This is a genomic window from Halochromatium glycolicum (genome assembly GCF_016584085.1).
In the GTDB taxonomy this organism is placed as follows: domain Bacteria; phylum Pseudomonadota; class Gammaproteobacteria; order Chromatiales; family Chromatiaceae; genus Lamprobacter; species Lamprobacter glycolicus.
Map to the genome: position 1 here is coordinate 87,144 of NZ_NRSJ01000004.1, position 12,430 is coordinate 99,573.

Genomic DNA, 12,430 nt, shown 5'->3' on the forward strand with positions numbered 1-12,430 from the left:
GGCGCGAACCTTGACCTCTCGAACTCGCGCGGCTGCAGGCCTGGTTGCGGAAGTGACCGGTGCCTTGTCCTTCGGCATCGGGGAGATCGCGGCTCCAGCGGTAATCGCCGCGGCGGCGCCGATCGCGAGCGACGATGAAGGTGAGCGTCGACCGCAACGGATTCTTCGTCAGATCACGCCCGAGCTTGAAAATGGCCTACGACAGGCCGCGAGACGGCTCAGCGGGCCATTGCGCAAACAGGTCCCGAAGCAGTGGGCTGCGGAGGAGATAGGCGATGATGGCCAGGTTGAGCAGCAGGGAGATCAGGGATGCCTCGTTCAGTGTCGCGGTGAGTGGGCGCGCCGAGGCCAAGAGGTAGGCCCCGAGCAACAACAGATAGAGCCCGGCCGAGGCCAATAGCAGCCCGCGCCCAAGGCGCCACAACCGCGGCATCCAACGCGGAGACCGCGGACGGCGGCGAAAGCCAGCGATGAGTACTGGCAGCGCGATGAGATCGGCGAGCAGATATTCAGGGCGGATCAGCTCGCGCAACACTGTGATCTCCTCTCCGGTAGTGGGCAGGAAGGTGATCCCGAGCAGCAGCAGATGGCGAACCAGGAACACCAGGCAGAGCCAGAGCGTGACTGGCACCTTCAAGCAGAGGTGGTCGTCGTAGCGTTCCGGCGCGTACTTCAGGGCCATCGTCGAGCAATCCTTCCGCGGGAGCTGATTCTCATTCAGAAAACATGTGCGCCGGCTTCAATAGCGCATCCCCAGTCTCCGGACGATCAAGCGCTCGTTTCACGATAGCGCTATCGAGATCAATGCGATCTTTGGACATGTGCTGCTTGCTGTTGACTGGACTCCGCCACTCGGGAAAGGAACTGCAAAGTAAGTTTTCACTCTGGGTACAACTGCAAAGAAAGTTATCGGCTGCGTGATTGATGCATCGCAATGCCTGACCGGTAACAGCCTGTTTCATAAGACGATCAGTAAGCTGGCCTAACTCCTGCATTGACAATTGTCAGTGAACGTTCCGGGGCCATCGCGTGTTGGCGGCGCGGGCGTTCGAGACGCAATCGACAGGAACAGGAGGGGCCGAGCGCCGATGCCAACCACCGAAACCTTCTACGAGGTGATGCGCCGCCAGGGGATCACCCGGCGCAGCTTCATCAAGTTCTGCAGTCTGACCGCGACCGCGCTCGGCCTCGGGCCGAGCTTCGCCGGCAAGATCGCCCATGCGATGGAGACCAAGCCGCGCACGCCGGTGCTTTGGCTGCATGGGCTGGAGTGCACCTGCTGCTCCGAATCCTTCATCCGCTCAGCCCACCCGCTGGTCTCCGACGTGGTGCTGTCGATGATCTCGCTCGACTATGACGACCTGATCATGGCCTCGGCCGGACATCAGGCGGAGGCCATCCTCGAGGAGATCACGCACAAGTACAAGGGCAACTACATCCTCGCGGTCGAGGGCAACCCGCCGCTCAACCAGGACGGCATGAGCTGCATCATCGGCGGGCGGCCGTTCGTCGAGCAGCTACAGGAGGTGGCGAAGGACTGCAAGGCGATCATCGCCTGGGGGAGCTGCGCGTCCTGGGGCTGCGTACAGGCCGCACGCCCGAACCCGACGCAAGCAACCCCGGTCGATCAGGTCATTCGCGACAAGCCGATCATCAAGGTCCCTGGCTGCCCACCGATCGCCGAGGTCATGACCGGCGTGCTCACCTACATGCTCACCTTCGAGCGCGTCCCGAAGCTCGACCGCCAGGGCCGCCCGGTGATGTTCTACGGCCAACGCATCCATGACAAGTGCTACCGCCGGCCGCACTTCGACGCCGGGCAGTTCGTCGAGGAATGGGACGACGAGGCCGCGCGCAAAGGCTACTGCCTCTACAAGATGGGCTGCAAGGGACCGACCACCTACAACGCCTGCTCGACCGTGCGCTGGAACGACGGGGTCTCGTTCCCGATCCAGTCCGGCCACGGCTGCATCGGCTGCTCTGAGGACGGCTTCTGGGACAAGGGCAGCTTCTATCAGCACGTTACCGACACCCACGCCTTCGGCGTCGAGGCCAATGCCGACAAGGTCGGTCTTGGAGCCGTCGGTGTCGTTGGCGCCGCCATCGGCGCGCATGCCGCCTACTCGGCGATTCACCGCGCCAAGCAGCAAGACAACCAACCCTCCGATGCCAGCCCCGCAGGTGACGACCGATGACCGTGACCGCGAATCCGACCCCGCACCAGACGCGCTCGCCGAACGGCTTCAGCCTGAACAACAGCGGCCAGCGCGTCGTCGTCGATCCGGTGACCCGCATCGAGGGCCATATGCGCTGCGAGGTCAACCTGGACGAGAACAACGTGATCCGCAATGCGGTCTCGACCGGCACCATGTGGCGCGGCCTCGAGGTGATCCTGCACGGACGCGATCCGCGCGACGCCTGGGCCTTCACCGAGCGCATCTGCGGCGTGTGCACCGGCACCCACGCGCTCACGTCGGTGCGTGCGGTCGAGGACGCGCTCGGCATCCCGATCCCCGAGAACGCGAATTCGATCCGCAACATCATGCAGCTGACGCTGCAGGCCCAAGACCATCTGGTGCACTTCTACCACCTGCACGCGCTGGACTGGGTGGACGTGGTCGCCGCGCTCAAGGCCGATCCGAAAGCGACCGCAGCGCTCGCCCAATCGATCAGCAACTGGCCGATGTCGTCGCCGGGCTACTTTCGCGATGTGCAAAGCCGCATCAAGCGCTTCGTCGAGTCCGGTCAGCTCGGCCCCTTCATGAACGGCTACTGGGGCAACCCGGCGTACAAGCTGCCGCCCGAAGCGGATCTGATGGCGGTCGCGCACTACTTGGAGGCGCTGGATTTCCAGAAGGAGATCGTCAAGATCCACACCATCTACGGCGGCAAGAACCCCCACCCGAACTGGCTGGTCGGCGGCATGCCCTGCGCCATCAACGTCGACGACGTCGGAGCGGTCGGGGCGGTCAACATGGAGCGGCTGAATCTGGTCTCGTCGATCATCGACCGGACCATCGCGTTCATCGATCAGGTCTATATTCCGGACCTGCTCGCGATCGCCTCCTTCTACAAGGATTGGACCTACGGCGGCGGGCTCAGCGGCCAGGCGGTGCTGTCGTACGGCGACATCCCCGATCACGCCAACGACGACTCCCCCGAGAACCTCCTGCTGCCGCGCGGGGCCATCGTCAACGGCGATCTCTCCAAGATCCATGAAGTCGACCTGCGCGACCCGGATCAGATCCAGGAGTTCGTCGACCATTCCTGGTTCCGTTATGACGACGAGTCCAAGGGGCTGCACCCCTGGGACGGCGTCACCGTGCCTCACTATGCGCTCGGCCCGAATGCCCAGGGCAGCGCGACCAAGATCGACGCCGTCGATGAAGGTGCCAAGTATTCCTGGATCAAGGCACCGCGCTGGCGCGGTCACGCGATGGAGGTCGGGCCGCTGGCGCGCTACGTCATCGGCTATGCGCAGGGCAACCCGGAGTTCAAGGAGCCGGTCGACAAGGTGCTCACCGACCTGGGGCTGCCTTTGAACGCGCTGTTCTCGACGCTCGGGCGCACCGCCGCGCGGGGGCTCGAGGCCTCCTGGGCCGCGCACAAGATGCGCTATTTCCAGGACAAGCTGATGGCGAACATCAAGGCCGGCGACACCGCCACGGCCAACACCGACGACTGGGAGCCCCGCCGCTGGCCGAAGCGGGCCAAGGGGGTCGGCACCACCGAGGCGCCGCGCGGCGCGCTCGGGCATTGGGTCGTGATCGAGAAGGGCAAGATCGCCAACTACCAGGCGGTGGTGCCGACCACCTGGAACGGCTCGCCGCGCGACCCGCAAGGTAACATCGGTGCCTTCGAAGCAGCGCTGCTGAACACGCCATTGGCCAAGCCGGACGAGCCGCTCGAGATCCTCCGCACCCTGCACAGCTTCGATCCCTGCTTGGCCTGCGCCACCCACGTGATGGCGCCGGACGGCGAGGAGATGACTCGGGTCAAGGTGCGATAGGGGGCCGCTGATGAGCATTACGAGCGAAGACCTGCTGCGCGAGAAGCGTCGCGCGAGCGTTCCAAAGGCGCGGCGCACCGCCGTCTATGTCTACCAGACGCCGCTGCGCATCTGGCACTGGGTAAATGCGCTGGCGATTACGGTGCTGGCGATCACCGGCTGGTTCATCGCCAACCCGCTCCCGTCGCTGGCGGGCGAGGCCAGTGACCATTTCGTGATGGGCTACCTGCGCTTCTTCCATTTCGCGGCAGGCTATGTGTTTGCGGTGGGTTTCCTGTTTCGCATCTATTGGGCCTTCGTCGGAAACAGCTACTCGCGGCAGCTGTTCACCTTGCCGTTCTGGCGGCGCAGCTTCTGGACCGAGCTGTGGCACGAGGTCCGCTGGTATGCATTCAAAGAGCCCGAGCCGCACAAGTATTACGGCCACAACCCGTTGGCTCACCTGTTCATGGTCGTGATCATCACGGTCGGTGGGCTGGTGATGATCGTCACCGGCTTCGCCCTCTATTCCGAGCAGACGGGCCTGGGCAGCTGGCAGGACGAGCTGTTCGGGTGGGTGATCCCGCTCGTGGGCCAGAGCCAGGATGTGCGGCTTTGGCATCACTGGGGGATGTGGGTGATCGTCGTGTTCGTTATGCTGCACGTCTATACCGCGATCCGCGAGGACGTGATGTCGCGCCAAAGCCTGATCAGCACCATGATCAGCGGTTGGCGGATGTTCAAGGACGACCGGCCATGACAGAAGCGACGAGTGGGCAGTGGCGAGTGACGAGTGATTCCGGGGGAGGTCTGGCTCAGGGGCCGCGGATACTGCTGCTCGGCATCGGCAATCTGCTCTGGGCGGACGAAGGCTTTGGCGTGCGCTGCATCGAGGTGATGGCGGCGCGCTATCGGTTCGGCGCGAACGTGACCTTGCTCGATGGTGGCACGCAGGGCCTCTATCTCATCGATCAGGTGCGCGCAGCCGATGTGCTGGTGGTCTTCGATGCGGTCGATTACGGGTTGCCGCCCGGAACGCTGAAACGGGTCGAGGGCGACGAGGTCCCGAGGTTTCTCGGCGCCAAGAAGATGAGCCTGCATCAAACCGGTTTCCAGGAGGTCCTGGCGCTCGCCGATCTGTTTGGCGACGCTCCCGACCGGCAGTTGCTGATCGGCGTGCAGCCGGTCGAGCTGGAGGACTTTGGCGGCAGCCTGCGCCCGGCGGTCAGGGCGGCTGTCGATCCGGCGATCGCGCTGGCGTTGACGTACCTGGCCGGGCTCGGGATCGAACCGATCGAGGACGACCCCTTCGTTGCGGTGCCGAGCGCAAGCGGTGCGTCGTCGCACCTATCCTCGCCGGGGCCAACAATGGGGCCAGTACTGGGCTCAGCACGGCCGGACCGTCCGCATCCGGCGCTCGATCTCGCGGCGTATGAGCAAGGTCGGCCGTCGCCCGAAGCGGCGTGCCGACGCGGCGACGCGCGGGTGCTAGCGCGGATGGGTGCGTGCAGTGTGGAACGCGCACGAGGCCGATCTGGGCGCGGCGATGAAACAGACCAGGAAGATGAAACAGACCAGGAAATAGGATTCAGCAATGAATGATCCGTTCAACGATGATCCGCAGCCGCGACCCGTCGGCGTTGTCGGGCCAGGAACCCAGCCGATGGGCGATGACGGCGTTGCACTGGAATACCTGGCGATGCCGGGCGCGATGCAGACCTACCAGCCGCCGCCGTTGCCGGACCGCGACGAGATCGCCGACTGCGCCGAGGGGCTGCGCCTGCTCGTCGCGCTGCAGCGGCTGCTGCCGAGCTACCGCGTCGGCGCGCTGCCGCAGGTTCTGGATCTGAGTCGCCTGCCGCGCAATGACTATCGCCTAGTGGCCGACACGCTGGGCGAAGGCGAGGTCAGTATCCGATCAGGCGCGCGGACGGCGCAGGAGACCCGTCTCGCCGGGGTCTGGCGGGTGCGAGAGCCCGGCCAAGACGAAGGAAGTGGGCGCGACGTGCTCGAGGTGTGTGCGGTGCCCGGCTTCGTGCACTTCGCCACCTTTGGCGACGCTGCCAGCGCGATCGATGCCGAGGACCCTGCCGAGCCCGGGCTGATGAACGCCCCAGGCGTGATCGCGGAGCTGAATGCGGCCTTGGCAGCGCGCCAGAACGGCAGTGTCAACGAGCCCAGGACGATCAATCTCGATCTCCTGCCGCTGACCGCGGCCGATCTCGCGCATCTCGAACGGCGGCTTGGGCGCGGACCGACCGCGATCCTCTCGCGCGGCTACGGCAATTGCCGTATCACCGCCACGGCGATCCGCGATCTCTGGTGGGTGCGGTACTTCAACAGCGATGACCGGCCGATCATGAATACGCTCGAGGTGACCGATGTGCCGGTGGCGGCGCTCGCGGCCCAGGAGGATGTCGTCGACAGCGCCGAGCGCCTGGCCGAGATCCTGCAGGCGCTCGCGCCGGGGAGCATGGATCGCGATGGGGGGATCGGGCGGTCATCGTGCGAGGAATCCGAAGCACGCATCGACGGTTAGTGCCGTGTCGCGCCGTGTTGCGCCGAGTTGCGCCGTGTTGCGCCGTGTTGTGCAAAGGGGGGGGGTGCTGCGGACGCGCGCTGGTTCTATGATCCGCCCCATGGCAATCCCTTCTGCAGATCCTGGCGCGATGGCGTCTCCCGAGTGCCAGCTCGCCGCTGTCTTCGAACAGATCCATCAGCAGCGGATGCTCGGGTTGCCGATCCTGAACCCTGCGCTGCGGGTCGCGGTGATCGGCGGGCGGCGCTGGCAAGACGACTGGGTCGGCGTCCTGATCACGCCCTGGTGCATGAACCTGGTGCTGCTGCCCGGTTCCGGTTCCGCCCGGCGGCCTGGAGCGGTTGGCAGCACGCTCTGCATCAGGCTACCCGCTGGAACCTTCGAGCTGATCGCGAGCTACGAGCCCGATATCGGGTCCTTCGCCGCCTGCTCGCTGTTCTCTCCGATGCAGGGCTTCGCCGATCAGCCGAGCGCCGTCGCGGTGGCCGAGACGGTCATCGCCGGGTTGTTCGAGCCGCAACCGGCCGGCGCCCGGCCCGCTAGCGAGAACCGGCCCGGCATCAGCCGTCGTGACCTCCTGCGCGGCAAGCTCCGGGGCTGAGCCCGGGCGCATCCTGATGGCCGATTCGCGCCCGACCGTGCTGCTCGTCGATGACGAGCCGCTCTCGCTCGAGACCATGACGCGCATCCTCGACGAGCGCTTCGATGTACGCAGCGCGCTCGATGCCGAGCAGGCGGAACGCATCCTGACCGAGGAGTGGGTGCAGGTCGTCGTGTCCGATCAGCGCATGCCCGGTACCACCGGCGTCGAGTTGCTGGCGATCGTGCGCGAGCGCTGGCCCGATGTGGTGCGCATCATCATCTCCGGCTACACCGATGCCGAGGACATCATCGATGGCATCAACCGGGCGGGCATCTACCAATACATCACCAAACCCTGGCATCCGGAGAACCTGCTGCTGACCCTCGACAACGCCTGCCGGCTCTATCAGCTGCAGCGCGAGAACGAGCGCCTCGCGCTCGAGAACCGGATGTCCGCCGCGAGCCTGGAGCGCCGGCTGAGCCAGCAGCGCAAACAGGTTCGGCGCAATTTTCGGCTCGACGCCGTGGTGCGTGGGCCCAACAGCCCGTTGCACGCGGTCTGCGATCAACTGGCGCGGGTCGCGCCCTACGATATCCCGGTGCTTCTGACCGGCGAATCTGGAACCGGCAAGGAACTGTTCGCGCGGGCACTGCACTACAACAGCCTGCGCGCCGAACGGCCGTTCGTCGCCGAGAACTGCGGGGCACTGCCGGATCAACTGCTGGAGAGCGAGCTCTTCGGGCACCGGCGCGGCGCCTTCACCGGTGCGGTCGCAGATCGTGTCGGGCTGTTCGAGCAGGCCGACGGCGGCACCATCTTCCTCGACGAGATCGGTGACGTCTCGCCCGCGTTCCAGGTCAAGCTGCTGCGCGTCCTGCAGGAGGGCGAGATCCGGCCGCTCGGCACCAACCAAAGCCGCCGTATCGATGTGCGCGTGGTCGCCGCAACCAACCGCGACCTCGACCAGGCGATGGCGGACGGTTGCTTCCGCCCGGACCTCTATTACCGCTTGGCCGGCGTGACACTGCAGTTGCCGCCGTTGCGCGAGCGGCCTATGGACATCGCGCCGCTGTGCGAGCGTCTCATCGAGAACACCGCCGCCGCCTTCGGCATCGCGCAGCCCGAGCTGACCGAGGCCGCGTTGGCCCAGCTCGAGCACTATCCTTGGCCGGGCAACGTCCGCGAGCTCGCCAACGAGATCCAGCGCCTGCTGGTGCTCGGCAACGGCCGGCCGCGCCTCGGTGTCGACGAGCTGAGTCCGCGGATCAGAGGCGCGAGCGCGGGCGAGGCGGGCATGGTTCCACCGAACGCCTCTTCCTGCGCTGCGCAGGATGAAGTGACGGTCACTGCCGCCGCTCTCAGCCTGAAGGACCGTGTCGAGCAGCTCGAGCGGCAGATCCTGTGCGAAACGCTCGAGCAATGCGGCTGGAACAAGAGCCGCGCCGCGCAGATGCTCGATCTTTCGCGGGTCGGGCTCAACAAGAAGCTCGAGCGCTATCGGCTCAAGCAAACCGCGGGCTAAACGTCCACCGTCCCGAGCTCGGTCCGGTAGCCGAACCCGCGCAGCACCCACTCGTCTCCCTGATTGACGATCCGCGTTGCCGACGCCCATCCCTGGGCTCGCCAACGAAATCCCCAGGTCGTGTACTATCTGCCTCCAGCCGGCCGCAGCCTTGGCCGAAAGCGGCGACTCCCACGTCAGCCCCGGTCGCGATCATGCGCTCAGAAGGCCATTCGCCGTTGAACGCGTCGAGCGGTCGGGACGCCCTCTCGACGTGGCCACCGGGGTGAACAGGATCGAAGCGATTCAGATGGACCCATTCCAGGACATCGGTATCGGGCTGGTCTTGCTGACGTTCGCAGCGAGCTTCGCGGCCTGTTTCTTCTCGAGCTTGTCGGGCGGCGGCGCCGGTCTGATCCTGTTGCCGGTCTTGCTGTTCACCGGTCTGCCGTTCATCAATGCGCTGGCGAGCCACAAGCTGGCGGTCGGCTTCATCGGTATCGGCTCGACCCTGCGCTACGTGCGCGAGCGCCTCATCGACTGGCGGGTGTTCTGGTGGACGGCGCTGGTCGGTCTGCCGTTCGTCGTGCTTGGCACGCGTTTCGCGGCGGCGGTCCCCGGCGAGGTCATGGAGCCGCTGGTCGGCGGGGTGATCATCGCAATGGTCGGCATCACGCTGGCGCGCAAGGCGGCGCCGAATGTGTTCGATCCGGCTAGGTTGTCGCCGCGGCTGCTCCTCATCGGCTCGGCGCTGCTGATCCCGGCCGCGTTCTATTCCGGTTGGATCAGCGCCGGCAGCGGCGTCTTTACCACCTTCATCTACCTCTGGCTGCTGCGCTACGACCAGCTCCACGCCACCTCGATGACGCTCGCCGCCAACGGCATCTTTTGGAACGGCGTTGGCGCCGTCGCGCATGTCTTCATGGGCCATGTGATCTGGCCTTTGGCGCCCGGCCTGATAGCCGGTGCCCTGCTGGGCAGCTACCTAGGGGCGAGCTTCGGCATCAAGCGCGGCAACCGTTTCCTCCGATTCATGTTCCTTGGAACCGCGGCGGTAACAGGCGTGCTGCTGCTCTGGCCGACGGTGCGTGGTTGGTTGTAGCACCAAGCGCCATCGCTGATACCGTTGACCTACGGGCTCGACTCGCCGCTCGATTCAATGGCTGCCGACTCGACCTGTCCGGCAGCCAGGACGAATGGCGTTGACATGGCGGACGACGAAAGGTCTAGGCAGACCCAAAGACCCATCGACCACCTGCTTGATCGCTCCGTCCTGCTAGATTTGGAGACTGGTGCCGACGGCAGGGTGCACAAGATCGGCGCACTCCGTAGCGGATCGAGAGAGGGGCGGGTGTTCCGGCGTGAGGGCCGTTTCGAACTTGGCCGCGCCCTCGACGAGCTACGGCCTGCTGACCCCACCGGAGCGCGGCGATGTGATGGAGCGGGTGCGCCTGGGCGAGATCGCGATCCTTTACCTCTCGCCGGAGCGGCTGCGCAACCGCTCGGTGGCGGAGGTGCTGGCGAGCCGGGAGATCGGTTGCTGGGTGTTCGACGAGGCCCATTGCCTGTCGAAGTGGGGCCACGACTTCCGGCCGGACTATCTCTACGCCAGTCGCTTCATCCGCACGCTGGCCGAGCGCCAGCGGTTGCCGGTCCCGCCCGTGATCTGCTTCACGGCGACGGCCAAGCGCGACGTCACCGCTGAGATCCTGACCCACTTCCGCGACGAGCTGGGCCTGGAGCTGGCACTGTTCGAGGGCGGGGTGGAGCGCGACAACCTGGCCTTCGAGGTCCAGCTCGCCGGCAAGCATGAGAAGGACGCCCGCATCCACGCCATCCTCAGCGAGCATCTGGGGGGATCTGGCGGCATCGATGGCGCGCGCGTGGAGGCCGACGGCGCCGCCATCGTCTATGCCGCCCGGCGCAAGCGCACCGAGGAGCTCGCCGAGCGGCTGCAGCGCGAGGGTTGGGCCGCCGAGGCCTTCCACGCCGGCATCGACGCACCGGAGAAGAAACGCATTCAGGACGCCTTCGTCGCCGGCGAGCTGACGGTGATCTGCGCGACCAACGCCTTCGGCATGGGCGTCGACAAGGAGGACGTGCGGCTGGTGATCCATGCCGATGTCCCGACCTCGCTCGAGCACTACATCCAGGAGGCCGGCCGCGCCGGGCGCGATCGTGCGCCCGCGCACTGCGTGCTGCTCTACGACCCGCAGGACATCGAGGCCCAGTTCGGCATGGAGGCCGTCTCCCAGCTCACCCAGCGCGACATCGCCGAGATCCTGCGTGGGCTCAAGCGGGCCAAGCCGAACCGCGACGGCGCCGTCGTCGTCACCTCCGGGGAACTGCTGCGCGACGAGGAGCTTCGGCTCGGCTTCGACCCGGAGGCCCGCGATGCGGATACCCGGGTGCGCATCGCCATCTCCTGGCTGGAGCGCGCCGGGCTGGTGCAGCGCGACGAGAACCGCACCGGTGTCTTTCAGGGCCGGCCGGCGGTCGCCGATCTGGCGTCGGCGGAGCGCAGGATCGCGGGCTGAACCTATCCGCGACGCAGCGGGCGCGCTGGCTCGCGATTTCCTGCGCCGGCTCAATCAGCATCTGCTGGACGCCGGCGAGGCGGATAGCAACCCCGAGACGCTGCGGGCGCTGCTCAAGGGGCTAGCACTGGACGGCCGGGGGCTGGCCGGCGCCCGTGGCAGCCTGGACCTGCGCCAGCTCGACCGCGACCATTATCGCGTGCGACTGCATCGCGACTGGCCGACGCTGACCCGGACCAGCGAGCGCCGGCGCGCCGTCGCCGAGCTGATCCTGCGCACGCTGCTCGCGAAGCTGCCGCCGGATGCGCCGGCCGGCGCCGATCTGCTGCTGCGTTTCGGCACCGACGAGCTGACCCGCGCGATCGCGAACGATCTGGTGCTCGCCGGCGAGATCCGCGACCCGCTCGCGGCGGTCGACCGCGGGCTAATGTTCCTGCACGAGCAGGGCGCGATCATCCTGCACGGCGGGCTCGCGGTGTTCCTCTCCGCGATGACCCTGCGCGTGCTGCCAGAGGCCAAGCGTCGGCGCTACTCGAAGGCCCAATACCAGCCGTTGGCGCAGCACTATGGCGAGCGGGTGTTCCAGATCCATGTGATGGACCGTTATGCCTGGCTCGGCGCCGAGCAGATCCGCCAGGCGCTCGGGCTGGTCGCCGGCTACTTCTCGTTGGGCAAGGAGGCGTTCGTGCGCCGCTTCTTTGGCGACAGGCGCGAGATGCTGACCCGCGCCACCACCGCCGAGTCGTTCGCGCGCATCGTCGATGCGCTGCGCAATCCGGCGCAGACCGAGATCGTCGCGGCGCCGATGGATGGCAACCGGCTGGTGCTGGCGGGTCCCGGGGCCGGCAAGACGCGGGTCGTCGTGCACCGCTGTGCCTATCTGCTGCGGGTGCTGCGGGTGCCGGCACATCAGATCCTGGTGCTCTGCTTTAACCGCGCGGCGGCACTGGAGCTGCGCCGGCGGCTGGCGGCGCTGGTCGACAACGACGCGCGGCACGTAACCGTCCAGACCTATCACGGCTTCGCGATGCGCCTCACCGGGCATAGCTATGCCGAGGCGGGCGAACGGCGGTCTGGACTGACCGCGGCGCCGCAAGCAGCGCCGATTGGAGGGAGAGGCGGAGGAGCCCGCGGGGGAGAGCGTTCGGAAAAGCGAAAGCCCTTGCCAGCTGATTGCCGAGGGTGGTTGGGGCAAGCACGGCGAGCAACGCACTGGCAGAGGCGGCGAACAGCCCCCTGCCACGGGCAGCAAGTTCGAGGATGAGGGTAGGGTCTTCTATGT

General features: G+C 66.5%; 11 protein-coding genes. 10 read left to right on the forward strand and 1 reads right to left on the reverse strand.

What is annotated here, in order from left to right:
* Positions 1–196: 196 nt before the first annotated feature.
* Complete coding sequence (locus CKO40_RS03570; protein ID WP_200344799.1) at positions 197–682, reverse strand: DUF2919 family protein; 486 nt, start codon at positions 680–682, stop codon at positions 197–199.
* A 406-nt stretch (positions 683–1,088) separates the two neighbouring features.
* Here CKO40_RS03570 and CKO40_RS03575 point away from each other — a divergent pair, with 406 nt between their 5' ends.
* The 10 genes from CKO40_RS03575 (at position 1,089) to CKO40_RS25085 (ending at position 12,412) form a co-directional block, all read left to right on the forward strand.
* Complete coding sequence (locus tag CKO40_RS03575) at positions 1,089–2,195, forward strand: hydrogenase small subunit (RefSeq protein WP_200344800.1); 1,107 nt, start codon at positions 1,089–1,091, stop codon at positions 2,193–2,195.
* A complete protein-coding gene (locus CKO40_RS03580) occupies positions 2,192–4,009 on the forward strand; it encodes a nickel-dependent hydrogenase large subunit (protein WP_200344802.1) in 1,818 nt (605 codons plus the stop codon). The genes CKO40_RS03575 and CKO40_RS03580 overlap by 4 nt, the downstream gene beginning before the upstream one ends.
* A gap of 10 nt (positions 4,010–4,019) precedes the next feature.
* Complete coding sequence (gene cybH / locus CKO40_RS03585) at positions 4,020–4,748, forward strand: Ni/Fe-hydrogenase, b-type cytochrome subunit (protein WP_200344804.1); 729 nt, start codon at positions 4,020–4,022, stop codon at positions 4,746–4,748.
* Entirely contained in the window at positions 4,745–5,590 is an 846-nt protein-coding gene (locus CKO40_RS03590; RefSeq protein ID WP_200344806.1) for a HyaD/HybD family hydrogenase maturation endopeptidase, read from the forward strand. Before cybH ends, CKO40_RS03590 begins: the two co-directional genes overlap by 4 nt.
* Positions 5,583–6,527, forward strand: a complete 945-nt coding sequence (locus tag CKO40_RS03595) for a hydrogenase expression/formation protein (protein WP_200344808.1) — start codon at positions 5,583–5,585, stop codon at positions 6,525–6,527. The genes CKO40_RS03590 and CKO40_RS03595 overlap by 8 nt, the downstream gene beginning before the upstream one ends.
* Positions 6,528–6,627: 100 nt before the next feature.
* Positions 6,628–7,128 carry a [NiFe]-hydrogenase assembly chaperone HybE gene (hybE, locus tag CKO40_RS03600; protein ID WP_200344817.1) on the forward strand — a complete coding sequence of 167 codons (501 nt, stop codon included), beginning with the start codon at positions 6,628–6,630 and terminating at the stop codon, positions 7,126–7,128.
* A gap of 16 nt (positions 7,129–7,144) precedes the next feature.
* On the forward strand, positions 7,145–8,632 hold the full coding sequence (locus CKO40_RS03605) for a sigma-54-dependent transcriptional regulator (protein ID WP_200344819.1): 1,488 nt from the start codon (positions 7,145–7,147) through the stop codon (positions 8,630–8,632).
* A 289-nt stretch (positions 8,633–8,921) separates the two neighbouring features.
* Complete coding sequence (locus CKO40_RS03610; RefSeq protein WP_200344820.1) at positions 8,922–9,713, forward strand: sulfite exporter TauE/SafE family protein; 792 nt, start codon at positions 8,922–8,924, stop codon at positions 9,711–9,713.
* A gap of 277 nt (positions 9,714–9,990) precedes the next feature.
* On the forward strand, positions 9,991–11,148 hold the full coding sequence (locus CKO40_RS24115) for a helicase-related protein (protein ID WP_242476787.1): 1,158 nt from the start codon (positions 9,991–9,993) through the stop codon (positions 11,146–11,148).
* A complete protein-coding gene (locus CKO40_RS25085) occupies positions 11,084–12,412 on the forward strand; it encodes a UvrD-helicase domain-containing protein (protein WP_338074110.1) in 1,329 nt (442 codons plus the stop codon). The genes CKO40_RS24115 and CKO40_RS25085 overlap by 65 nt, the downstream gene beginning before the upstream one ends.
* Positions 12,413–12,430 lie beyond the last annotated feature (18 nt).

Excerpts from the sequence above, each read along its gene's own strand:
- CKO40_RS03590 (WP_200344806.1), top strand. The coding sequence starts at position 4,745 with ATGACAGAAGCGACGAGTGGGCAGTGGCGAGTGACGAGTGATTCCGGG.
- CKO40_RS03580 (WP_200344802.1), top strand. The coding sequence starts at position 2,192 with ATGACCGTGACCGCGAATCCGACCCCGCACCAGACGCGCTCGCCGAAC.
- cybH (WP_200344804.1), top strand. The coding sequence starts at position 4,020 with ATGAGCATTACGAGCGAAGACCTGCTGCGCGAGAAGCGTCGCGCGAGC.
- CKO40_RS03575 (WP_200344800.1), top strand. The coding sequence starts at position 1,089 with ATGCCAACCACCGAAACCTTCTACGAGGTGATGCGCCGCCAGGGGATC.
- CKO40_RS03605 (WP_200344819.1), top strand. The coding sequence starts at position 7,145 with ATGGCCGATTCGCGCCCGACCGTGCTGCTCGTCGATGACGAGCCGCTC.
- CKO40_RS03570 (WP_200344799.1), bottom strand. The coding sequence starts at position 682 with ATGGCCCTGAAGTACGCGCCGGAACGCTACGACGACCACCTCTGCTTG.
- CKO40_RS03595 (WP_200344808.1), top strand. The coding sequence starts at position 5,583 with ATGAATGATCCGTTCAACGATGATCCGCAGCCGCGACCCGTCGGCGTT.
- CKO40_RS03610 (WP_200344820.1), top strand. The coding sequence starts at position 8,922 with ATGGACCCATTCCAGGACATCGGTATCGGGCTGGTCTTGCTGACGTTC.
- hybE (WP_200344817.1), top strand. The coding sequence starts at position 6,628 with ATGGCAATCCCTTCTGCAGATCCTGGCGCGATGGCGTCTCCCGAGTGC.